General features: G+C 61.1%; 20 protein-coding genes. 9 read left to right on the top strand and 11 right to left on the bottom strand.

Annotated features, from left to right (window positions below; translation table 11 throughout):
* The first annotated feature begins 4 nt into the window (after nucleotides 1-4).
* Nucleotides 5-781 (top strand): phosphotransferase family protein, encoded by a 777-nt coding sequence (locus tag JL2886_RS11640; RefSeq protein ID WP_082996070.1) that lies wholly within the window; start codon nucleotides 5-7, stop codon nucleotides 779-781.
* Here JL2886_RS11640 and JL2886_RS11645 read toward each other — a convergent pair.
* The 5 genes from JL2886_RS11645 to JL2886_RS11665 form a co-directional block, all read right to left on the bottom strand.
* The gene (locus JL2886_RS11645; RefSeq protein WP_197492314.1) at nucleotides 754-2,076 is read right to left on the bottom strand and encodes an NAD(P)/FAD-dependent oxidoreductase; all 1,323 of its coding nucleotides are present in this window, start codon (nucleotides 2,074-2,076) and stop codon (nucleotides 754-756) included. The genes JL2886_RS11640 and JL2886_RS11645 overlap by 28 nt on opposite strands.
* A complete protein-coding gene (locus tag JL2886_RS11650; RefSeq protein WP_065272157.1) occupies nucleotides 2,076-2,891 on the bottom strand; it encodes an ABC transporter permease in 816 nt (271 codons plus the stop codon). The genes JL2886_RS11645 and JL2886_RS11650 overlap by 1 nt, the downstream gene beginning before the upstream one ends.
* On the bottom strand, nucleotides 2,888-3,769 hold the full coding sequence (locus JL2886_RS11655) for an ABC transporter permease subunit (protein ID WP_065272158.1): 882 nt from the start codon (nucleotides 3,767-3,769) through the stop codon (nucleotides 2,888-2,890). The genes JL2886_RS11650 and JL2886_RS11655 overlap by 4 nt, the downstream gene beginning before the upstream one ends.
* Nucleotides 3,769-4,896: an ABC transporter ATP-binding protein gene (locus JL2886_RS11660; protein WP_065273664.1), complete on the bottom strand. Its 1,128-nt coding sequence runs from the start codon at nucleotides 4,894-4,896 to the stop codon at nucleotides 3,769-3,771. Before JL2886_RS11660 ends, JL2886_RS11655 begins: the two co-directional genes overlap by 1 nt.
* A gap of 111 nt (nucleotides 4,897-5,007) precedes the next feature.
* Entirely contained in the window at nucleotides 5,008-6,093 is a 1,086-nt protein-coding gene (locus JL2886_RS11665; RefSeq protein WP_065272159.1) for a polyamine ABC transporter substrate-binding protein, read from the bottom strand.
* Nucleotides 6,094-6,234: 141 nt separating this feature from the next.
* Here JL2886_RS11665 and JL2886_RS11670 point away from each other — a divergent pair, with 141 nt between their 5' ends.
* From JL2886_RS11670 to JL2886_RS11695, 6 genes are all read left to right on the top strand, one after another.
* Nucleotides 6,235-6,921 carry a GntR family transcriptional regulator gene (locus tag JL2886_RS11670; RefSeq protein ID WP_116560328.1) on the top strand — a complete coding sequence of 229 codons (687 nt, stop codon included), beginning with the start codon at nucleotides 6,235-6,237 and terminating at the stop codon, nucleotides 6,919-6,921.
* 65 nt (nucleotides 6,922-6,986) lie between these two features.
* The gene (locus tag JL2886_RS11675) at nucleotides 6,987-8,381 is read left to right on the top strand and encodes an aspartate aminotransferase family protein (RefSeq protein ID WP_065272160.1); all 1,395 of its coding nucleotides are present in this window, start codon (nucleotides 6,987-6,989) and stop codon (nucleotides 8,379-8,381) included.
* 347 nt (nucleotides 8,382-8,728) lie between these two features.
* On the top strand, nucleotides 8,729-9,829 hold the full coding sequence (locus JL2886_RS11680; protein WP_065272161.1) for an ABC transporter ATP-binding protein: 1,101 nt from the start codon (nucleotides 8,729-8,731) through the stop codon (nucleotides 9,827-9,829).
* 84 nt (nucleotides 9,830-9,913) lie between these two features.
* Nucleotides 9,914-11,014, top strand: a complete 1,101-nt coding sequence (locus tag JL2886_RS11685; RefSeq protein ID WP_065272162.1) for an extracellular solute-binding protein — start codon at nucleotides 9,914-9,916, stop codon at nucleotides 11,012-11,014.
* 129 nt (nucleotides 11,015-11,143) lie between these two features.
* Entirely contained in the window at nucleotides 11,144-12,823 is a 1,680-nt protein-coding gene (locus tag JL2886_RS11690; RefSeq protein WP_065272163.1) for an ABC transporter permease, read from the top strand.
* Nucleotides 12,824-12,828: 5 nt separating this feature from the next.
* Entirely contained in the window at nucleotides 12,829-14,004 is a 1,176-nt protein-coding gene (locus JL2886_RS11695; protein ID WP_065272164.1) for an ABC transporter permease, read from the top strand.
* A 77-nt stretch (nucleotides 14,005-14,081) separates the two neighbouring features.
* On the opposite strand, the gene JL2886_RS11700 is transcribed toward JL2886_RS11695, so the two are convergent.
* The 5 genes from JL2886_RS11700 to dapE all read right to left on the bottom strand — a co-directional run bounded on the left by JL2886_RS11700 (nucleotide 14,082) and on the right by dapE (nucleotide 20,085).
* Complete coding sequence (locus JL2886_RS11700; protein WP_065272165.1) at nucleotides 14,082-15,428, bottom strand: lytic murein transglycosylase; 1,347 nt, start codon at nucleotides 15,426-15,428, stop codon at nucleotides 14,082-14,084.
* Between the two features lie 131 nt (nucleotides 15,429-15,559).
* Nucleotides 15,560-17,845 carry a ribonuclease R gene (gene rnr, locus JL2886_RS11705; RefSeq protein WP_065272166.1) on the bottom strand — a complete coding sequence of 762 codons (2,286 nt, stop codon included), beginning with the start codon at nucleotides 17,843-17,845 and terminating at the stop codon, nucleotides 15,560-15,562.
* 50 nt (nucleotides 17,846-17,895) lie between these two features.
* The gene (locus JL2886_RS11710; RefSeq protein ID WP_065272167.1) at nucleotides 17,896-18,516 is read right to left on the bottom strand and encodes a TIGR04282 family arsenosugar biosynthesis glycosyltransferase; all 621 of its coding nucleotides are present in this window, start codon (nucleotides 18,514-18,516) and stop codon (nucleotides 17,896-17,898) included.
* 1 nt (nucleotide 18,517) lies between these two features.
* Complete coding sequence (locus JL2886_RS11715) at nucleotides 18,518-18,943, bottom strand: GNAT family N-acetyltransferase (RefSeq protein ID WP_065272168.1); 426 nt, start codon at nucleotides 18,941-18,943, stop codon at nucleotides 18,518-18,520.
* Entirely contained in the window at nucleotides 18,940-20,085 is a 1,146-nt protein-coding gene (dapE, locus tag JL2886_RS11720; RefSeq protein WP_065272169.1) for a succinyl-diaminopimelate desuccinylase, read from the bottom strand. Before dapE ends, JL2886_RS11715 begins: the two co-directional genes overlap by 4 nt.
* 364 nt (nucleotides 20,086-20,449) lie before the next feature.
* On the opposite strand from dapE, the gene JL2886_RS11725 reads away from it, so the two are divergent.
* Nucleotides 20,450-22,021, top strand: a complete 1,572-nt coding sequence (locus JL2886_RS11725; RefSeq protein ID WP_065272170.1) for a Hint domain-containing protein — start codon at nucleotides 20,450-20,452, stop codon at nucleotides 22,019-22,021.
* 168 nt (nucleotides 22,022-22,189) lie between these two features.
* Nucleotides 22,190-23,218, top strand: coding sequence for a transporter substrate-binding domain-containing protein (locus JL2886_RS11730; protein WP_065272171.1), 1,029 nt, complete (start codon nucleotides 22,190-22,192; stop codon nucleotides 23,216-23,218).
* Between the two features lie 21 nt (nucleotides 23,219-23,239).
* Here JL2886_RS11730 and JL2886_RS11735 read toward each other — a convergent pair whose 3' ends face one another.
* Nucleotides 23,240-23,587 (bottom strand): hypothetical protein, encoded by a 348-nt coding sequence (locus JL2886_RS11735; protein WP_065273666.1) that lies wholly within the window; start codon nucleotides 23,585-23,587, stop codon nucleotides 23,240-23,242.
* Nucleotides 23,588-23,669: the final 82 nt, after the last annotated feature.

The following is a 23,669-nucleotide window of genomic DNA, read 5'->3' on the forward strand; positions in this document are numbered from 1 at the left end:
GATCCTGACCGGGGGGCGTTCGAATCATGTCTGGCGCATGGGCGATTTGGTGGTGAAATTGTTCGAGCGGGGACGAAAAAATCCGCTGTTTGCCAATGATCCCTTGCGGGAAATTGCAGTGCTTTCGGCCTTGTCCGGGACCGGAATGGTGCCGCATCTGGTCACTTCTGGTCATTTCGAGGGGCGCCATTGGTTGGCCTATTCCCATATTGAGGGCGCTCCCTGGCAGCGCGGTGCTGCCGAAGTGGCCCGGCTGCTTGGCCGGTTGCATGATCAGCCGGTTTTCGCAGGCGTTCCCGCAGGCGTGAATGGCAGCGCGATGCTGACGGCGCAGACCGAAAGCATCCTGTCCCAAACCCAAGGTGGCGCGGATCTGCGCGCGTTGCGCCCCGCAGGACAGGTGCCGCCCGCCTCCGGCACCAGCCTGATCCATGGTGACCCGGTGCCGGGCAATCTGGTGGCGCATGACGGAACACTGACCCTGATCGACTGGCAATGCCCGCAGAAAGGCGACCCGGCCGAGGATCTGGCACTTTTTCTGTCGCCCGCAATGCAATTCCTGTACCGCGGCAAAGTCTTGAGCCGCGCGGAGGAGGCTGCCTTTCTTGCGGCCTATCCGGATCGGCTGGTCGCCGAGCGTACAGAGGCCCTGAAGCCCTGGTTCCATTGGCGTATGGCAGCCTATTGTCTGTGGAAAGCGGAGCAAGGCGGGGCGCAGGACCGGGCCGCAATGCAGCTGGAGATCGCCGCGCTTCAGTCCATCATCCCCAGCACCGCATAGGCGGGCGGCATTACCACCCGGCGGGCGCGGCCAAAGGGGAATTTCCCCATGCTCTGAACAACGGGTGAATAGGGCAGGCCGGGCTGTTTGCCCTGCACCAGATCGGCCAGCAACCGACCGGAATAGCTGCCCATGGCAACCCCATTGCCGTGATAGCACAGGCCCGCGAACATCCCTTTTTCACCGGGAATCGGCCCGACAAAGGGAACCAGATTGCGCGCCATGGAGACCATGCCAGACCAGAAATGCGTGCCTTCCACTGCGCGCCATTCGGGGAACATGGTGTCAAAATGCTGACGCAGCGCGCGGCGAATCGCGGTTTCGGAACGCGGCGAGGCAAAAAGCCCACCTCGCATGCCAAACAGGAACCGTCGGTCCGGCATCAGCCGGAAATAATGCAGCAGGTTGCGGGTATCAAAGGCCATCTGATCGGTGAACCAGCCCTGCGCCTGTAGCTCCTCATCGCTGAGTGGGCGGGTCACCATCACTGTGGATTGCGCCGGGATATAGCGGCCCGACAGCCAGTCCGGAAGCCCGTCCCAGGAATAGCCGTTCGTGGCCACGATCACCTGATCGGCGTGCAAAGCACCGTCTGGTGTTGTCAGGATATGCACGCCGCTCGATGCGCGGCTGAGCCCGGTTACCGGGCTGTTCTGAAACAGGCTGGCCCCGGCAGATTGCGCGGCGCGGGCGATGCCGAACAGGTATTTGCGGGGATTGAGACCGAATCCCACTGGGGTAGTCAGGGCGCCAAAAAAGCCGCCGTTCATTCCGTTCGCGGCCAGTTCATGCTGTTCCAGCAACTGCGGTGAGCCGCCCGCAGCGGCAATCTCATCGGCCTGTCGGCGCAGCGCCTTCATGGCACGCGGGCTGTGGGCCATCTGGGTTTCGCCATCCGAGTGGGTATCGGCATCAATCTGGTGACGGTCCAGCAGCTGGTGCACCAGATCGACGGCAGCGACCTCTCCGGCATCATAGACGTCGGTGGCCTCGGCGCCGAATTTGCGTCGCATGGCAGCGCCCGACAGCTTGGCACCGCCGATACAGCAAAAACCGCCGTTGCGCCCGGAGGCACCCCAACCGGGCGTTTCGGCCTCAAGTAGGGCGACCTTTGCGCCGGCCTCTGCCAGATGCAGGGCGGCGGACATGCCGGTGAAACCGCCGCCGATAATTGCGACATCGGCTGTCACCTCACCGGACAACCTGGGCCAGTCCGGGGCGGCAATGGTTTCATCCCACCAGCAGCCGTCCCGCGGGCCCGGCCCATAGGCGTAATCAGAGAAGATCCGCCGCATCAGGTCCGCGCCGCCGCCTGTTCGTCCCGTTTCTGTCGCACCATCTGGTGTTTCGTCACCAACGAGGCCGAAATCACGCCGATGGTGACAATGGCGATCATGATGGTCGACAGCGCGTTGATCTCTGGGGAGACCCCAAGGCGCACTGCCGAAAAGATCTTGATCGGCAGGGTGGTGGCTGCTGGTCCCGAGGTGAAAGAGGCAATGACCAGATCATCGAGCGACAGGGTGAAGGCGAGGAGCCAGCCCGAGATCACCGCAGGTGCGATGATGGGCAGGGTCACCAGACGGAATGCCTCGGCCGGGGAACAGCCCAGATCCAGCGCGGCCTCTTCCAGCGACCGGTCGAATGTCACCAATCGCGAGGAGACCACCACCGAGACGTAGCACATGGAGAAGGTGGTATGCGCCAGAACGATGGTCAGAATCCCCCGGTCCAGCCCAATGCCGATGAACAGCAGGAGCAGCGACAGACCGGTGATTACCTCGGGCATCACGAGGGGTGCGTAGATCATCCCGGAAAACAGGGTGCGGCCAAAGAACCGCCCGCCGCGCACCATCACATAGGCGGCCATGGTGCCAAGAACCGTCGCGATGGTCGAGGAGAAGACTGCGACCTTGATGGTGACCCAGGCGGCGTTGAGGAAGGCCTCGTTCTGCATCAGCTCGCTGTACCATTTGGTCGAAAAGCCCGCCCAGACGGTGACCAGCTTGCTTTCATTGAAGCTGAAGATGACCAGAATCACCATCGGCACATAGAGAAAGGCAAAGCCAAGCGTCAGCGAAACGGTATTGAACCAGCTCATCCTGTTCATTGTTCGGCCTCCTGCTGTTTCTGCTGGTTGCGCTGGAACAGCACGATGGGAACGATCAAGAGGAGCAGCAGCACCACCGCCACGGCCGAGGCAACCGGCCAGTCCCGGTTCGAGAAGAACTCCTCCCACAGAACCTTGCCGATCATCAGCGTGTCCGATCCGCCCAAGAGCGACGGGATCACGAACTCGCCCAAGGTGGGGATGAAGACGAGGAAACAGCCCGCGATGATGCCGGGTTTCGACAGCGGGATGGTCACCAGCCAAAAGGCGGAGAGCCGCGAACAACCCAGATCCTCGGCCGCTTCGATCAGCGATTCATCCATCCGCTCCAGCGCGGAATAGATCGGCAGGATCATGAAGGGCAGGTAGGTATAGACCACGCCGATATAGACGGCGGTATTGGTGTTGAGGATGGTCAGCGGCTCGTTGATGATCCCCAGCCACAACAGCAACTGGTTGAGGAACCCTTCGTTCGACAGGATGCCCATCCAGGCGTAGACGCGGATCAGGAAGCTGGTCCAGAATGGCAGGATCACCAGCATCATCAGCGTCGCGCGCCATTCGGACGGCGCCCGCGCCATGCCGTAGGCGATCGGATAACCCGCCAGCAGCGTCAGCACAGTCGAGAAGAAGGCGATCTGCAGCGAGCTGAGATAGGCTTTCCAGTATAGATCGTCCTGTGTCAGCCAGACAAAGTTTTCAAAGTCCAGCTCGGACAGGAAGGTCCAGATGCCCGTCGCCCAGTCGAATTGCGGCATATAGGGCGGGCGCGCCAGCGCCACATCCGAAAGCGAGATTTTCAGGACGATGGCAAAAGGCACCAGAAACAGCGCAAAGAGCCACAGGTAGGGGACAATGATCAGGGCAAAGCGGCGCATCAGTTCGCCAGCAGGACGCCTGCCGTGGCGGTCCAGGACAGCCAGACAGTGTCTTCCCATGTAAAGGCCCGGCGCGAGATGCGGCGGGTATTTGCAGCCTGCGCCTTGATCACCGCGCCAGAGGGCAGTTCAACGTGATAGGTCGAGATATTACCGAGATAGGCAATGTCGAGGATCTTGCCCTGCACCGCGTTATCGGCGCCTTCGGGGCGGTCTGCGGTGATGGTGACCTTTTCCGGGCGGATGGCCAGATGTGCGGTCTGCCCGTCCGAGAACGTGTTGGGAGTTTTGACCGTCAGCGGTTCCTGCCCTTCTTTCCAGTTCAGGGCATAGCTGTCTTCGCCGGTGGGCGTGACGGTGCCGTCGATGATGTTCACATCACCGATGAAATCGGCGACGTAAACGGAATTGGGGGTCTCGTAGATGCGATCCGGGGTGGCGACCTGCATGATCTTGCCGTTGTCCATCACCGCAACGCGGCTGGCGACGGTCATCGCCTCTTCCTGGTCGTGGGTGACGATGACAAAGGTGGTGCCAGTCTTCTCCTGAATGTCCATCAGCTCGAACTGGGTGTCCTGGCGCAGCTTCTTGTCGAGCGCACCAAGGGGTTCGTCCAGCAGCAACAGTTTTGGGGCCTTGGCCAGCGACCGCGCCAGTGCCACCCGCTGCCGCTGTCCACCCGAGATCTGGTGCGGTTTGCGGCGGGCGAATTTTTCCAGCCGGGTCAGGCGCAGCATGTTCTCCACCCGCTCGCCGATGTCGTCCTTGGGCATGCCTTCGCGTTTGAGCCCGAAGGCGATATTGTCCCAGATGCTGAGATGCGGGAACAGCGCGTAGGACTGGAACATCATGTTCACCGCGCGCTTGTTCGGCGGCACCGGGGCGATATCCTGACCGGCGAGATAGATCTTACCTTCGGTCGCGGTTTCAAACCCGGCGAGCATCCGCATCAGCGTGGTCTTGCCGCAGCCCGAGGGGCCAAGAAGCGCGAAGAACTCCCGCTCGTATATACCGATTGTCAGATCGTCGATTGCGGTGAACTCACCAAAGCGTTTGGTGACATTTTGGAACTCGATCAGAGGCTTGGCCTCGGGGTCGTTCCAGGGTTCAAAAACGGGAAGTGTCAATCCGGCCCCCTGCGCGGTCCAGGTCCAAAGCGGCACTGGCCCCTTTGGAAGGTGTATTGGCATAGCCCGGCAGGGCACAGGGTGCGCCCTGCCGGATCAGGCGATATCGGATCAGGTGCCCGACTTGATCTTGGTCCACAGACGGGTCACGACGCGCTGCACCTTGGGGGCATAGGGCGTGGTGGTGAACAGGTTGGCCAGGGTGGCTTCATCCGGGTAGATCGCCGGATCGCCGATCACGTCCTCAACCAGGAATTCCTGCGATGCCTTGTTGCCGTTGGCGTAGTAGACGTAGTTTGATGCCGCAGCCATGTTCTGCGGGTCCATGATGAAGTTCAGGAACACATGCGCCGCATCCGGGTTCGGGGCGTCGACCGGAATGGCCATCTGGTCGAACCACATCTGGGCGCCTTCGACGGCCGCGTGATAGGCGATTTCGACGCCATTGTCGGCTTCGGCGGCGCGGTCGCGGGCCTGCAGCACGTCACCGGACCAGCCCACTGCCACGCAGATGTCACCATTCGCCAGCGCGTTGATGTATTCGGAGGAATGGAATTTCTGGATATAGGGGCGCACCGCCATGAAGACGCCTTCGGCCTTGGCGATCACGTCCGGGTCATGGCTGTCGGGATCTTCGCCGATGTATTTCAGCGCAGCGGGGATCATTTCTGCCGGGGCATCCAGGAAATGCACGCCGCATTCGGCCAGTTTTTCCATGTTGTCGGGGTTGAAGACCAGCTCAAGCGAGTTGATCGGGGCATCGTCGCCCAGCAGTTCCTTGACCTTGCCGACGTTCACACCGATGCCGGTGGTGCCCCACATGTAGTTGATGGAATAGGCGTTGTCCGGGTCGTACTGTTCGGTACGGTTTTCGACCACATCCCACATGTTCTTGTGGTTGGGCAGCTTGGACATGTCCAGTTTCTGGAAAGAGCCTGCCATGATCTGGCGCTGCAGGAAGGTGCCGCTGGGCACCACCACGTCATAGCCCGACCCGCCGGCCAGCATTTTGGTTTCCAGAAGCTCGTTGCTGTCGAATACATCGTAGATCAGATCGATCCCGGTCTCTGCCTCGAACTTTTCCAGAAGGGCTTCGTCGATGTAGTCGGACCAGTTATAAACGCGCACCTCTTCCGCGATGGCGGCCGTGCTGCTAAGGGCAACGACGGCGGTCAGTGTCATCGTCTTGAGTGTCATGAGTATCTCCCTGTGCCTGCCGGTTTCATTGCCCGGCTGGGGTGGATTTGATCAAGTTTTGCCTCGTGGGGCAATACTGTTTATGTTTTCACCGGGTGGTTCTTGGTGCAAGCTGCCCAAAAACTAGGAGGATACCCCAAGGTGACAGAGATCACATCTTCGGCCCAGAATGCAGAAGACGGCGCGGCGAAAACGCCGGCCCATGAGGCCGTGTATCAAAAGCTGCGCGCGCAGATCCTGTTCGGTGAACTGGCGCCGGGGCAGGCGGTAACGATCCAGGGTTTGACTGCGGCTTTGGGGGTTGGGATGACACCGGTCCGCGAGGCGATCCGTCGACTTATCTCGGATGGGGCGCTGGTGTTTCAGGGTAACCGGCGTGTTTCCGTTCCCCTGCTGCGGACATCGGATGTCAAAGAGATTATTTTCGCAAGAAAAACAATTGAGTGTGAGCTTGTCAGGCTCGCAACAACACAGGTTTCGGACGCCGATATCGCTGAGCTGGAGCGTATCGACACGGCGCTGGATCAGGCGATTTCCGCAGGCGATGTGCCGGGGTATCTGGCGCAGAACTACAGTTTCCACACCGCATTATACAGTCGCGCCGCCGCTCCGATCCTGACCGATCTTGCGGACCGCCTGTGGCTGCGCTTTGGCCCGTCCCTGCGGGTGGTCTGTGGCCGCTTTGGCACCCAGAGCTTTCCGGACCGTCACAAGGACATCCTTGAGGCCTTGCGTCGCAGGGATCCCGAAATGGCTGCTTTGGCGATGGAGCGGGACGTTTGTCAGGGCATGGATCAGGTCAGCATGGGGCTGGATCCGGACAACTGATTCGATTGACACCGTGAAATTTGATCATATTCTGGGGCCAATCTCTTATTTTTGGAGCGACTCCCATGAATGCGATCACCAACCACATGCCGACGGCCGAATTGCAGGCCCTGGACGCCGCGCACCACATGCATCCCTTCACCGCCAATGGTGAACTGGCGGAAAAAGGCGCCCGGATCATCACCCGCGCGAGCGGCGTCACGCTGACCGATAGTGAAGGCAACGAGATCCTCGACGCGATGGCGGGCCTGTGGTGCGTCAACATCGGCTATGGCCGTGACGAGCTGGCCGATGTCGCCGCCCGTCAGATGCGCGAGCTGCCTTATTACAATACCTTCTTCCAGACCTCGCATGTGCCGGTCATCGCTCTGGCCAACAAGATTGCGGAACTGGCGCCCGGTGATCTCAACCATGTATTCTTTGCCGGGTCGGGATCTGAGGCGAATGACACCAACATCCGCATGGTGCGTCACTACTGGGCGCTGAAGGGCAAACCGACTAAATCCATCATCATCAGCCGCAAGAACGCCTATCACGGCTCTTCGGTTGGCAGCGGCAGCCTGGGCGGGATGTCGGCGATGCATGAACAGGGCGGCCTGCCGATCCCGGATATTCACCATATCAACCAACCGCATTGGTGGGCTGAGGGTGGTGACACCTCCCCCGAAGAGTTCGGCCTGCAGCGCGCGCAGGAACTGGAAGAGGCGATTCTGGAACTGGGCGAAGACCGCGTTGCAGCCTTTATCGCCGAACCAGTTCAGGGTGCGGGCGGCGTTATTGTGCCGCCGGAAACCTACTGGCCGGAAATTCAGCGCATCTGCGATAAATACGAGATCCTGCTGATCGCGGATGAGGTGATCTGTGGCTTTGGCCGCACCGGAAACTGGTTCGGCAGCCAGACCATGGGCATCCGCCCGGACATCATGACCATCGCCAAGGGGCTTAGCTCGGGCTACGCGCCGATCGGTGGCTCGGTGGTGTCGGATGAGGTCGCCGCCGTGATCGCGAGCGACGAATTCAATCACGGCTATACCTATTCCGGGCACCCGGTGTCCTCGGCGGTGGCGCTGGAAAACCTGCGCATTCTCGAAGAGGAAAACGTGGTTGGTCACGTGCAGGATGTGGCTGCGCCCTATCTGAAAGAGAAGTGGGAGGCGCTGATTGATCACCCGCTGGTGGGTGAGGCCAAGATCGTTGGTATGATGGGCTCAATCGCACTGACACCGAACAAAGAAGCGCGGGCTGCCTTTGCTGCACCTGCCGGAACGGTGGGCTATATCTGCCGCGAACGGTGCTTTGCCAATAATTTGATCATGCGCCATGTGGGCGACCGGATGATTATCTCTCCTCCGCTGGTCATGACCCCGGCCGAGATCGATACCCTGATCGAACGAGCTCGCCTGTCGCTGGACGAATGCTATGCCGCACTGAAAGAGCAGGACCTGCTGCACAGCGCCTGAACTTAAGCGCAAACACCGAATTTCGGCAGGAAAGCGGTGTTTGGCATGCATTATTTGCCTGAAAAACAGGCCCTGCGCCGGAATCAAAGGATCTTCCCGGCGCAGGGCCTTTTCTTGCACATTTTCGTGAATGGGAGCCCGTGGCAGAGGATTCTCCTGTATGATCATTTAAAATATGCCGCAAATTCTGCTTTTGCGGTCGCAATCGGTCCGATCCGCTGAAAGCTAGTCCCTAAGCTAGTTTCAAGCACTGAAAGGACGATCCGGTTGCATCCACCATGGTGGGTATGTTTACATCAGTGCAACGAGTGCAGACCAAACTGCCAAATTAACACGGGGAGCCTGTTTTGGCTGATGCGTCAAACAGTGATGCGTTCGTTGAATTCGAACGTGTCCAAAAGAGTTATGATGGCGAAACGCTCGTCGTCAAAGGCCTTAACCTGGTGATGCCTAAAGGTGAGTTTCTGACAATGCTTGGGCCGTCTGGCTCTGGCAAGACAACTTGCCTTATGATGCTTGCCGGATTTGAAACCGCCACCCACGGGGATATCCGTCTGGGCGGTGTTTCGATCAACAACATTCCGCCGCACAAGCGTGGCATCGGCATGGTGTTCCAGAACTATGCGCTGTTCCCGCATATGACCATCGCCGAGAACCTCAGCTTTCCGCTGGAAGTCCGCAAGATGGGCAAGTCCGAGCGTGAAGAGAAGGTCAAGCGTGCGCTGGACATGGTGGAAATGGGCGCCTTTGGCGGCCGCCGCCCTGCGCAGCTTTCGGGTGGTCAGCAGCAGCGGGTCGCTCTGGCACGCGCGCTCGTGTTCGAACCCGAACTGGTTCTGATGGACGAACCGCTGGGCGCGCTGGACAAACAGCTGCGCGAAAAGATGCAGTTCGAGATCACCGATCTTGCCCACCGTCTGGGCATTACCGTGGTCTATGTGACCCACGACCAGACCGAAGCGCTGACCATGTCAGACCGCGTTGCTGTGTTCGACGATGGCCGTATTCAGCAGCTGGCGCCGCCGGATCAGCTTTATGAAGAGCCGGAAAACAGCTTCGTCGCGCAGTTCATTGGTGAGAACAACACCCTTGAAGGCACCGTGAAAGAGATCAACAACGGTCTTGCTCTGGTGCAGCTGGATGGTGGCGAATTGATCGACTGCAAGCCGATCAACGTGTCCCAGCCTGGCGAGCGCACCCGCGTTTCCATCCGCCCCGAACGGGTCGAATACAACAAGGAACGCCTGCAGGAAGGCGCCCACACCCTGAAGGCCGAAGTGCTGGAGTTCATCTACATGGGTGACATCTTCCGTACCCGTCTGCGGGTGGCGGGAAATGACGAATTCATTATCAAGACACGGAACGCACCGGACCAGGTTCGCCTGAAGCCGGGCCAGCAGATTGAAATCGGCTGGCTGCCCGAAGACTGCCGCGCGCTGGACGCCTGACGACGGCGCGCGCTTTGAAACCCCCGGCGGCCAAGTGACCGGGGGATCACAGTTAAATTCAAGATCAACAAGGAGAGAGTGTTTATGAAACTCACCAAACTGACAGCCCTTGCCGCCACGACGGCGCTCTGCGCGCCGATGGCGTTCGCAGAAATGGCAGACGAGATGACCATTGTGTCCTGGGGTGGCGCATATTCGAACTCCCAGCTGAAGGCCTATCACGAGCCCTATGCTGAAAAGACCGGCGTCAAGATCATCAACGACGAAAGCTCGGCCGAAGCGGTTGCGAAGCTGCGCGCGATGAACGAAGCGGGCAACGTGACCTGGGACGTGGTTGACGTGGTTGCTGCGGACGCGATGCGTCTGTGCGACGAAGGTCTGGCGATGGAAATCGACGCGGATGAGCAACTGGCCGCCGCGCCCGATGGCACCCCGGCCTCCGAAGACTTCGGCGAACTGCTGGTGTCCGACTGCTTCATCCCGCAGATCGTTTACTCGACCACCTTCGGCTACCGCACTGACATGGTAGGCGATACGCCTCCGGATGACATCTGCGACGTCTTCGACCTGGAAGCCTATCCGGGCAAGCGCGCTCTGGAGAAGCGTCCGATCAACAACATGGAATGGGCTCTGCTCTGCGACGGCGTTGCAAAGGACGAAGTCTATGACGTGCTGGAGACCGAAGAAGGTCAAGAGCAGGCCCTGGCCAAGCTCGACACCATCAAGGACAGCGTGATCTGGTGGTCTGCTGGCGCCGACACTCCGCAGCTGCTGGCTGACGGCGAAGTCGTGATGGGCTCCACCTACAACGGTCGTCTGTTCTCGGTCATTGAAGAGCAGAAGCAGCCCGTCGCCATGATGTGGGACGCGCAGGTGTTCGACCTGGACGGCTGGATCATTCCGGCAGGTCTGTCCGACGAGCGTAAAGCACGCGCGCTGGACTACATCATGTTCGCAACCGACACTCAGCGTCTGGCGGATCAGGCCAAGTACATCTCCTACGGTCCGGCCCGTGCGTCCTCCGCTCCGCTGGTTGGCAAGCACGCCGAACTGGGCATCGACATGGCGCCGCACATGCCGACCGATCCGGCAAACGCAAAGAACACGTTCCTCTACAACTACGAGTTCTGGGCTGACTACCGCGACGACATCGACGCCAAATTCCAGGCGTGGCTGGCCAAGTAAGCCGGTCTGAAGACCTCGCCAGAGAGCGCCCGCCGCTCTCTGGCACCCACTCTTCGTATCAGGTCGCATCTGAACGACCGGAAGAGCAAAACCCGCGGGCGATACAGCGGGCAAAACACAGGGATAGATATGAGCGACACCACCCAATCCGGCCCGGTTCTGGCGGCTGACGGCACGCCATTGAAGCGCAGCCTGGCCCGCGCCCTGAGAATGCAAAAGATGCGTGCGCTGATGCTGATCGCACCGCTTCTGCTCTTCATCCTTCTGACCTTCATTCTCCCGATCGGCGACATGCTGTTCCGCTCGGTCGAGAACCGGATCGTTTCGGACACGCTTCCCAAGACCGTGGTCACCCTTGCCGACTGGGACGCCAAAATCGGTGAAGCCCCCGGCGACGCGGTATATGAAGAGCTATATTACGATCTATTTGTGGCGGCAGAGGCCAAGGAGCATACCAAGCTCGGCACCCGCCTGAACTATGAACAGACCGGTATTTCCTCCCTGTTCCGCAGCAGCGGCCGCAAGGTTGATGACATCGGCAAAGATCACGTCAAAGCCATCGAACGCGCTGCAGATCGCGCCCTCAAGGATGAGGCGCTCTGGTTCGAAATCATGACCGGCGGCAGTGGCGCGGCGGGCAATTCCGATCTGCTGACCGCACAGCGCGAAAAGATGCGCAATCTCACGGATGAGGTTTTCCCGGCCGATATCGGCTTTGTTCCCGGCGCCGAGATTTCCGAACTCTTCCCGCGCATGGCGACCGCCTATACCGATTTCGCGCTGTTCACGGCGATCATCGATCAGGATGTCGTGGCCGAAGAAGATCCCTGGGAAAGCGTTTTCGTGGCTTTTGCCACCGAAGTACAGGCCCCCGGTGGTGCTGAAAAACTGGCCAGCTACAGCGGCCCCGGCGCGGCTGAATTGCAGGCCGCAGGCGCAGCACTGGCCGATCTGGAGCCGATTTCCTTCAAGGCAGCCTTCCTCGACATCGACGAAGACTGGGGCGATGTCGACAACTGGCGCACCGTCCAGACCTACAGCCCGAAATATACCAGCGGCTATTTCCTGAACTCCATCGACATGCAGAAAGGCCCGGATGGCGCCGAAGCGCGTCCCGAAAACCAGCAGATCTATATCACGCTGCTCAAGCGTACGATGTTCATGTCTCTGGTGATCACGGGTTCCTGCATTCTGCTAGGGTACCCGGTGGCCTGGATCCTTGCGAACCTGCCGACACGCTCGGCCAACTTGCTGATGATCCTGGTGCTGCTGCCTTTCTGGACCTCGCTTCTGGTGCGGACATCGGCGTGGAAGGTGATGCTGCAGCAACAGGGCGTCATCAACGACGTGCTGGTCTGGCTGGGGCTTGTGGCGGATGACGCCCGGCTGGTGATGATCAACAACCAGTTCGGTACCATCGTGGCGATGACCCACATCCTGCTGCCCTTCATGATCCTGCCGATGTATTCGGTGATGCAGACGATCAACCCGTCCTACCTGCGCGCGGCGAAGTCGCTGGGCGCGACCAACTGGACGGCCTTCTGGCGGGTATATTTCCCGCAGTCGGTGCCCGGTATCGGCGCTGGGTCGATCCTCGTCTTCATTCTGGCCATCGGCTACTACATCACCCCGGAAATCGTTGGCGGCACCAAGGGTGTCTTCATCTCGAACCGGATCGCCTATCACATCTCGTCTTCGCTGAACTGGGGCCTCGCGGCTGCACTTGGCGCGATCCTTCTGGTCGTCGTTCTGGTGCTCTACTGGGCCTATGACAAGATCGTCGGCATCGACAACGTGAAACTGGGATAATCGACATGGCATTGACTCCTGTTACAAATCAAACCCCCGGTTTCACCGCTGCCGTGGCAGCCGGCGCCGGAGCCTTCTTTGGTCTCTTCGTGGGCACCGCTCAGGCCACCGGCCTGATCGGGATCCTCGTCGGCGGCGCCATCCTGGGCGTACTTGGATTTGTCTTTGCGGGTATGACCGACAAGGAAAAACCGCTGCGCTGGGCGACCTTTGCGCTGTTCCTGGTGCTGGGCTACCTGTTCGGCGGGCTGCCCGCCGCGGTGGTGGGCGGCTTGTTCGGCTGGTTCGCGGGCTGGTTCATCTTCTGGCTGGCGACCTCGCGCTACCGGGCGCATCTGCCGCCCTATCTGACCCCCGGTCAGGTGCTGTGGCACTATAGCTTCCGGGTGATCTGCGGCGTTATCTTCGTCTTCCTGATCACGCCGATCCTCGTGGTGATGCCGCTCAGCTTCAACGCCGAGAACTTCTTCACTTTCACTCCGGAAATGCTGCGCTTTGATCCGGCTGGCTATTCGCTGAAGCACTACAAGGACTTCTTCAGCAATGATGACTGGCAGCAGGCGCTGTGGAACTCGATCAAGATCGCGCCGATGGCGACGATCCTGTCGGTGAGCTTCGGCACTCTGGCGGCAATCGGTCTGAGCCAGCCGCACGTACCCTTCCGCCGCGCGATCATGGCGATCCTGATCTCTCCGATGATCGTGCCGCTGATCATCTCGGCTGCGGGCATGTATTTCTTCTACAGCCGCATCGGGATGCAGGGCACCTATTTCGGCGTGGTTCTGGCCCACGCGGCGCTTGGCATTCCCTTCGTGATCATCACCGTGACCGCGACACTGGTCGGCTTTGACCGCTCGCTGACCCGTGCTGCGGCGAACATGGGCGCCGATCCGGTGACCACCTTCTTCCGGGTGCAGATGCCGCTGATCTTGCCCGGTGTGATTTCCGGTGGTCTCTTTGCCTTCATCACCTCCTTTGACGAGGTGGTCGTGGTGCTCTTTGTCGGCTCCGCCGGTCAGAAGACGTTGCCGTGGCAGATGTTCACCGGCCTGCGCGAACAGATCTCGCCCACCATTCTGGCGGTTGCGACCATCCTTGTGGGGATCTCAATCTGCCTGCTGACGGTGCTGGAACTGCTGCGTCGCCGCTCCGAACGTCTGCGCGGCATGAGCCCGGGCTGATTCGCCACAGAACGCTGTTTTAAAGAAGGCCCCGCAGAGGATGCGGGGCCTTTCTTTTGCTCGTCTTGAGGTGTGGCTCAGCGCAGGCGGCGCAGCAGTTTGAGCGAGGCATAACCATCCGGGATCAGACCTTTGGAGGCCTGATAGCTGCGGATCGCGGCCAGCGTCTTGGGGCCGATCTTCCCATCGACGCCGCCGGTGTTGAAACCGGCCCGCGACAGGCGCTGCTGCAGCTCCTTGCGTTCCCGGAAATTCAGCGACCGGTCCCCGCGCGGCCATTTCGCCTGGATCGCCGGTCCGCCTGCGATGCGGTCGGACAGGTGCCCCACCCCGATCACATAGGCATCGGCGGCGTTATAGCGCTCGATGACCGAGAAATTCTTGAAGATCATGAAGGCCGCGCCATTCCCGCCGGCGGGCAGCAAGATCGAGGCCGTGCCATGGTTGGGAACGGCGCGCCCGTTGGTTCCAACGACACCCAGCCGGGCCCATTCCGCGGGAGATTTCTTCACCGATCGGCTGGCCAGACCATAGTTGAACCCGCGCGGTAGCTGCACTTCAACGCCCCAGGGCTGGCCTTTGACCCAGCCGAACCGCTTCAGATAAGCAGCGGTCGAGGCCAGCGCATCAGAGGGGTCTTCCGACCAGATGTCGCGTTTGCCATCGCCAGTGAAATCCACAGCATAGGCCAGATAAGAGGTGGGTATGAACTGGGTGTGCCCCATGGCCCCGGCCCAGCTGCCGGTCATCTTGCGCGGTGCGACATCGCCCGATTGCAGGATCTTCAGCGCTGCGATCAGCTGCTTTTCAAAGAACCGCCCGCGGCGACCGTCGTAGGCCAGCGTCGCCAGTGACTGAATGACGTTCATATTGCCGCGGTGGTTGCCATAATTGCTTTCCATGCCCCAGACGGCGATCACGACCTCCTTGTCGACGCCATAGGTGGCTTCGATCCGGTTCAGCCGCCGCCGCTGTTCACGCAGGGCCTTTTTGCCGTTCTTGACCCGGGAGTCCGAGACGGCGCTGTCTAGGTATTCCCAGATCGTCTTGGTGAACTCGGACTGGTTGCGGTCGCGGCGAATGACGTCGTTGTCATACTCCACCCCGCGAAAGGCGCGGTTCAGTGTCGAGGAGGAAATCCCTTGCGCCATGGCCCGGCGTCGGAAGCCGTTGATCCAGGCCTGAAAGCCACTGTTGGCGGCGACCGGTTCGACCTGATCGTCCTGGGCAATTCCCGGCGCTAGCCCGTTCGGGCGGCTCAGGGGGCGCAACGAGATCGCCGCCGCCAGCTGGTAAGAGCCGTCGGGCGCCGGGGCGCCGCGTTCGACAGGGCGCTCCGGGGGGCGCAGCGATTCGTCGGGTCCGGCCTGTGCTGCAACTGCGCCGGTCGCGGCAAGGGCTGCCGCCTTCATCCAGATCCGCATGGGAATACTACCTTGGTTCAGTGTCTGCTCAGCTTGAATGTAATCATTGCAGGTCCATCGCAAAAGGGTGCAATCGGGAGGCGCGCAAGGCGCCGCCGAACCGGCGTAGCAGGCCGGATCTATTGACTGTTTTACTTGCGGCGTTTGCGTTCGACCTTGCGCTTGGTCTTGGCGGCCTTGTGTTTGGATTTTGCCGCCTTGCGTTTGACGGTGCGGCCCGCCGGGCTGCGTCGTCCGCGCCCACTGCCACCTTTGGGCAGGGCCTGATCCTCGATCGACAACAACTCCAGCTCCAAACCGCCGGTGACCGGCGCGGCCTGTGTCAGCCTGACTGTGACGCGCTGACCGATGGCAAGCGTGAGACCGGTATCGGCCCCCATCAGCGTCCCGGCATCAGCATCGAAATGGAAGAACTCGCGTCCGATGGTGCGCACGGGAACCAGCCCGTCGGCATGGGTTTCATCCAGTTTCACGAAGGCGCCGAACCGAGCAATGCCGCTGATCCGGCCGGTAAATTCATTGCCGACCCGTTCCGACAGGTAGGCCGCCAGATAGCGGTCCGTGGTGTCACGTTCCGCGATCATCGAGCGGCGCTCGGTCTCGGAAATATGAGTGGCGGTGTCGTCCAACCGCTCGATTTCATCAGGGGTGAGGCCATCCTTGCCATTGTCTGGCCCCCAGCCATGGGCGGTAATCAGCGCCCGGTGCACGATCAGATCCGCATAACGCCGGATGGGGGATGTGAAATGCGCGTAGTTGCGAAGGGCCAGCCCGAAATGGCCAAAGTTTTCAGGGTTGTAATAGGCCTGCTGCATCGACCGAAGGGTCGAGATATTGATCAGCTCTGCATCGTCCGTGCCCGCCGCCGCATTGAGCAGCGCGTTCAGATGCCGGGTTTGCAGCACCTGTCCCTTGGCGAGGTTCAGACCTGCCGCCTGCGCTGTTTCGCGCAGCGCTTCCAGCTTCTCCGGCGCCGGTTCTTCGTGGACGCGGAACACCAGCGGGGTGCGTTTCTTGATCAGGGTCTCGGCAGCCGCGACATTGGCAAGCACCATGAATTCCTCGATCAGTCGGTGCGCCTCCAGCCGGTCACGGAAATTGACCGAGGCGACCTGTCCGTCTTCATCCAGCACGATGCGCCGTTCCGGCAGGTCCAGATCCAGCGGCTGGCGCGCGGCGCGGGCCTTGGTCAGGGCGCGATAGGCGGCATAAAGCGGCTTGATCACGTCCTCCAGAAGGGGCTCGGTCTTCTCGCTGGGGCGCCCGTCCATGGCGTCCTGCACTTCTTGATAGCTGAGCGCGGCGCTGGAGTTTATCAGCGCCCGCATGAAGCGATGGCCGATCTTGTTGCCCTCGGCGTCGACCTGCATCCGCACCACCACAGAGGCGCGCGGCACGTTTTCGTGCAGCGAGCACAGATCGCCCGACAGCCGGTCCGGCAGCATCGGCACCACGCGGTCAGGGAAATAGCTGGAGTTGCCCCGTTTGCGCGCCTCGCGGTCCAATGCGGAGCCGGGGCGCACATAGGCGGCCACATCGGCAATCGCGACCCAGATCACATGCCCGCCGGGGTTCTTGGGATCGGTGTCGGCTTCGGCGAAACAGGCATCGTCGCGGTCGCGCGCATCCACCGGGTCGATGGTGATCAGCGGCAGATCACGCAGGTCTTCGCGTCCTTTCAGGCCAATGGGTTTGGCGGCGTCCGCCTCGGCCATGACCTGATCGGGGAATTGATCGGGAATGCCGTGCTGGTGGATCGCGATCAGCGATACCGCCTTGGGTGCCGATGGATCGCCCAGACGTTCGACGACGCGCGCGCGCGGCAGGCCCAGACGGGTCTTGGGACCGGCCTGTTCGGCCTCGACCAGTTCACCATCCTTGGCGCCGCCCGTTGCATCCGGCGCCACGCTCCATTCGGTCGAGCTGGATTTGTCGATCGGAACGATCCGGCCCCCTTCGGCACCGGTGCGAAAGACGCCAAGCACCCGTTTGGGGTTGGTACCGATACGGCGGATCAGCCGGGCTTCGTAATTGTGATCCGCGCCTTTGACGGCGGTCAGCCGGGCCAGGATCCGGTCGCCCTCCCCCAATGCGGGATCCGAGGCGCGCGGCATCAGCAGGATAATGGGTTCCACCCCTTCGCCGTGCCATTCCATCGGGCGGCCAAACAGATCGCCGTCCCGGTCCGGACGTTTGACCGTCAGGATGGTGACGGGCGGCAATTGTTCTGGATCGCGGTAGGTTTTCCTGCGCTTCTCTAGGTGCCCTTCGGCCTCCAGTTCCTTCAACACGCGCTTGAGGTCGATACGGTCAGCCCCCTTGATGCCAAAGGCCTTGGCAATGTCGCGTTTCGAGTTCTGGGTCGGGTGGGCGGAAATCCAGTCGAGGATTTCGGCCTTGGAGGGGATACGGGTCATATCTCCCGCGTATCATGACCCGAAGACAAGGTCATGATGAAAAGAGCGGGTCAGCTGCGGCTTTGGCGCAGATCTGCTGCCGTGTCCACGTCGTTCAGGATGTCTGTCTGCGCAATGCGCCATCCCGGAAGCGTCGCGACAGAATCGGCCAGCGCGTGCTCGCTGGACCAGCGCACGTTCTGAAACAGGGTTTGCGGCAGGCGGGCCGGGTGTTTTGCTCCGACCAGCCAGTAGCCGCCATCGGTGGCTGGGCCGAACACCGCATCCGAATGCCCCAGCGCGGCAAAGGCACGGGCGATATGGGCGCGGGTGATGCCGGGAATGTCGGCGCCGATCAGGCAGACAGGACCGTGCACCGGGGCGCGGCCCAGCCTATCGACCGGGACAGAGCACGCCGCCTTGAGCATCCGCTTCATGCGCTGTCCCAGATCGCCGCCGCCTTGCGGCAGACGCGGTAGATCAGCGGGCCAGACGCGGGAGGTGACGGCCCGGTCCGGGGCTACCGCCAGAACGATCTGCCAACGTGGATCACGCAAGGATCGGATCAATCGGGCCGATTGATGCCGGAACCACCAGGTGGCGGGGATCACGCCGATCCCCTGTCCCAGCCGCGTTTTGACCCTGCCCGGGCGCGGTTCCTTGATCATGATGACAAGGGTTTGGCGTTTCATCTTAGTTCAGGTCCAGAACCATATCACGGTGATCGATCCCGGCGTCATCATAGACGGGGCCGGTGGCTGTGAAGCCCAGCTTTTCATAAAAGCCGAGGGCGTGCAGCTGGGCGCCCAGCTTGGCGCGGGACATACCGGGTGTCTGGCGGGCGATCTCCACCGCCTTTTCGATCAGCGCCTTGCCGAGACCGGTTCCCCGGCCAGCCTGTGTGACGCAAACCCGCCCGATCTTGGCGGTGTCACCGGCAAAGACGATGCGGGCGGTGCCGATGGGCTGTCCATCCTGCGTGGCCAGAAGATGGGTTGCCACATCATCCAGCGCGTCGATCTCTTCCTCGACCGGCACGCCCTGTTCCGTGACGAAAACGTCGAACCGCAGGCGAAAACAGGCCTCGCGGTCCTCGGTGACCGCAATCTGCGCCGTCATGCGAAATAGTCTTTCAGGATGCGGGAATAGATGGCTTTCAGCTGGTGAATCTGCGCGATTTCAACGTTTTCATCCACCTGATGCATGGTCTTGCCCACGAGGCCGAACTCCACCACCGGGCAGTGCGATTTGACAAAGCGCGCGTCTGAGGTGCCGCCTGTGGTGGACAGCTCCGGCGTGACGCCGGTTTCCGCCGCCACTGCGGTTGAGACCAGATCGGAGAGCGCGCCCGGCGGCGTGATGAAGCTTTCGCCCGAGATTTTGACCTGCATGTCGATGGTGGTGCCGAACTCGGCTTCGACCTTGTCGGCCTCTGCCCGCAGCCATTCCGTCAGGCTGGCGCCGCTGTGGGCATCGTTGAAGCGGATGTTTACGGTGGCGCGGCTTTGCGCCGGGATCACGTTGGTCGCCGGGTTGCCGGTGTCGATGGTGACAACCGCGAGCGTCGAGGCGTCGAAATGCTCGGTGCCCTGATCCAGCTCGTGACTGGCGAGACGATCCATCAGCCGCGCCATGGCGCTCAGCGGATTGTTGGCCCGGTGCGGATAGGCGGAATGGCCCTGTTTGCCGGTCACGGTGAACCATGCCGACAGCGATCCGCGGCGCCCGATCTTGATCATCTCGCCCATGGTATTGGGGCAGGTGGGCTCTCCCACCAGGCAGACCGACATGGCCTCCCCCTGTTCCTGCATATAGTCCAGCAGCGCGGTGGTGCCGTCCAGCGCATCGCCTTCTTCATCGCCGGTGATGGTCAGGATGACGGCGCCGTCGGGCGGGGTGGTGTGCACAAAATCGATGGCAGCAGCGGCAAAGGCGGCAACGCCCGATTTCATGTCGGTGGCGCCCCGGCCATAAAGGATGCCGTCTTTTTCCTCGGCGCCAAAAGGATCGACGGTCCAGGCCGCTTCATCGCCCACGGGCACCACATCGGTGTGACCGTTGAAGCCAAAGGTGCGGGCGTGGCCTTTTGCACCCCAGCGGGCAAACAGGTTGCTGATCCCGCCGCGGTCTGCCCGGGCGCAGTCAAAGCCTGCTGCGCTTAGAATCTGTTCCAGCAGCTCCAGCGCGCCGCCCTCTTCCGGGGTGACCGACGGGCAGCGGATCAGATCGGCGGTCAGGCGGGCGGGATCGGTCGGGGACATGCGGTGGGCTCCTGAAATTCCGGTTTGTCATGGCCTAGCGTGGATCCCGGCAAGGTGCAAACCGCCAGAAGGTCGCCAAGGGGGCAGGTCATGGGACTGTGAAAGGGCGGAGAGGGGGCGAAACGTGGCGCAAAAAAGGTCATTTTGTGTATCCCCCTCAGAGGCGGGGACAGGCAAAAAGAATCGTGTTAATAATCCATTAACCAAGAAGACCTGAGGCAGGTCACCAACGCGCAGTACAGGTCCATGTGGCCACTGCATCCCGGAAAACAGGACCCGGAAGGGTCTTTACCCCGCATGGCGCCGAAAAGGCGTTTCAATGCGCCGGATGGTCTGTCTCATCGTTATGAGTGAGGGCAGGGCAATGGTGGCAGCGTCTGAACTGAACTACAATCTGGCGGCGTCTGCCGATCAGATGGCGGAAGAGATCTTTGGCACCGGCGTCACGGTGGTCAGCGCGAGCTATTCCGGTGACAGTCGTTCCTCTGCAATCTACTCGGGGGGCGATACAATAGCCCCCGGTGCAACGCCGGGCGATACTGGGGTGATCCTGTCGACGGGCCGCGCGGATGACTACACCAATTCCAGCGGCGAGGCGAACCAGCGGGCCAACCAGTCCACCAATACCAGCGGTGAGAACGACAACGCCGATTTCAACGCGGCTGCTGGCGCGCGGACCTATGATGCCTCCTATCTGGATGTGAGTTTCATTCCGGATGGCGAAGTGATGACGATGCAGTTCATCTTCTCCTCAGAGGAATTTCCGGAATACCAGGATTCGATCTATCAAGACTCGGTCTCGGTCTGGATCAATGGCGAACAGGTACAGTTGGAGGTGGGTAGCGACACCGCCAACCCGGACACTGTCAGTTCTACCAACAATCAGAACCTCTATCTCGACAATACCGGCGATGCCTATAACACCGAAATGGACGGGCTGACGCTCACCATGACGCTAACGATGGTGGTCAACCCGGATGAGGTGAACACCCTGCGCATCGGTATCGCCGATGTGGGCGACAACAAATACGATAGTAACCTTCTGATCGCTGGGGATTCGATCCAGACAGATCTGGTGGCGCAGACGGATCTGGCGCACGTGCAGGCCGACGGCAGCAAGACGATCGATGTGCTGGCCAACGATACAAATGTGTCGGGCAGCACGCTGACGATTACCCATCTGAATGGTGTCGCGGTCACAGCAGGATCGCTGGTGACGCTGAGCACTGGACAGACGGTCGAGCTGAACGATGATGGTACGCTGACCTTGGTCGGGGATGGCGACGTGGAGGATTTCACCTTCACCTATACCGTCAGCAACGGGACCAATTCAGATACCGGGGTGGTGAATGCGACTTCGATCCCCTGCTTTGTGGCGGGGACGCTGATCCGCACCCCGCGCGGCGAAGTGCCGGTCGAGAGCCTGATGCCCGGGGATCTGGTCATGACCCGCGATGACGGGCCGCAGCCGGTGCGCTGGACCGGATCTCGCCGGGTTGCCGGGACCGGGGAATTGGCACCGGTACGGATTGCTGCGGGCAGCTTTGGCGCGCACCGGACATTGTCCGTCTCTCCGCAGCACCGGGTGCTGGTGCGCGGCGCTGCCGCGGAACTGCTGTTTGGCGAACCCGAGGTTCTGGTGGCGGCGCGGGATCTGATCAATGACAGAACGGTCCGGCCCTCTCCCTGCCGCGAGGTGGAGTATGTCCACCTGATGTTCGACCGCCATCAGGTGATCTATTCTGAGGACCTGCCCAGCGAAAGCTTCCTGCCCGGTCCGGAAACCCCGAACCTGTTCGAACGGAGGGTGCTGGATGAAATCTGCGCCCTGTTCCCCGAGTTGGACCCGGAAACCGGCACCGGCTATGGACCTGCGGCCCGGCGGGCCCTGTCCGGGGCTGAGGGGCGTTTGCTGTCGGCTATGCAGATCGGCTGAGCAAGTAGTCTGCCTCCTGTGCCGCGCCATTGGGCAGGGCAGAGCATGACCCGAGGGGAGCGCGCGGCATCACGCTTGCGTGAAGCTATTATACGGCCTAAGACATTTCTGATTTCCTTAATCCAGGGTCGTGATTTCGACGTGTCTTTCTTCCGTCTTCTTCCATTGATGATGTTTGCCCTCTGGGGACAGGTTAGCCTGGCCCAGATGCTGACGGTCAACACCGTGACGCGGCCGCCGTTTTCAATGGTGGAAAATGGGGTCGATACCGGATTCTCGATCGAGCTGGTGGAGGCGATGGCTGATCGCCTTGGCTGGAACTACGAGATCAACCGGACCGAGACCTTTGCCGAGATGCTGGAGGGCGTGCGCAACGGCACGGTGGATATGGCGGCGGCCAATATCTCGATCACGGCGGCGCGCGAAACCGAAATGGATTTCAGCCAGCCAGTGTTCGAAAGCGGGCTGCAGATCATGGTGCATGCCGAGGACGTGCGGGCGCCGTCGCTGTGGCGGGCCATGCTGTCCTGGGATCTGGCGATTGCCATCGGTCTGGCGTTCCTGCTGCTGTTCGGGGGTGGCATGCTGATGTGGACATTCGAACGCCGCGCCCAGCCCTATTTCGACCGACCGCTGAAAGAGGCCTGGTTTCCGTCCTTCTGGTGGGCGCTGAATCTGGTGGTGAATGGCGGTTTTGAAGAGCGGGTGCCTCGCACTCCTATCGGTCGCCTGTTCGGGGTGCTGCTGGTGATTTCATCGCTGTTCGTGGTGTCGGTCTTTGTCGCAAAGATCACCACGGCGATGACGGTCGAGGCGATCACCGGCAAGGTGAATTCCGTCAATGACCTTTATGGCCAGCGGGTTGGCACCATCGAGGGTTCGACGGCGTCGGGTTTCCTGCAGCGGCGGGATATCGATTTCTATGGCTACCCGGGGCTGGAAGAGCTGATCGAAGCTTTTGAGGGGCGCAAGATCGACGCGGTGGTCTTTGACGCGCCGGTGCTGAATTACTACGTCACACACGAAGGCGAGGCCCACGGGCGCACTATCGGGTCTGCTTTCCTGCGGGAGAATTACGGTCTTCTGTTCCCGCAGGGCTCAGAGCACACGGAAGAAGCCAACCGCGCGCTCTTGGCACTGCAAGAAGACGGCACTTATGATCAGCTTTATAAACGCTGGTTCGGCGGATCGAGGTGATCTGGACCCCCGGTTACGCGTTCAGTGGATGGTGGGTTCTTCCCCGTCAAAGAACGGCGTCATCTGAGCGACGATAACGGCGTTCTCCGCCAGTGCGCGGTCCATCAACTCGCGCTCTTCCTCACCGATCTCGTGACCTTCGGCTTCGCGCTCGGCCAGGGTGCCGTATCCGGTCACATCCAGCGGCGCGGTGTCGGCCTGTTTCAGGATCGCCACGGTTTCGCGCACGGCTTCGGCTTCATCCACGCCCGAGGCATAGACCATCAGCGCAGCGCCCGAGGCGCCATCGGGCAGCCCGTCGCCTTCTTTGCGGCCAATCTGAACCAGCAGCGTATAGACCTGCTGGCGGGAGGGTTTCTTCTTTTCCATGGCGCAGGCCATACGCGGGGCGCGCTGCGCGGTCAATCGTCTTAGAGCCTGCAGAAGTGGTCTGCGCGGTTGTCATTTGCGC

This window comes from Phaeobacter gallaeciensis (genome assembly GCF_001678945.1).
GTDB lineage: Bacteria > Pseudomonadota > Alphaproteobacteria > Rhodobacterales > Rhodobacteraceae > Phycobacter > Phycobacter gallaeciensis_A.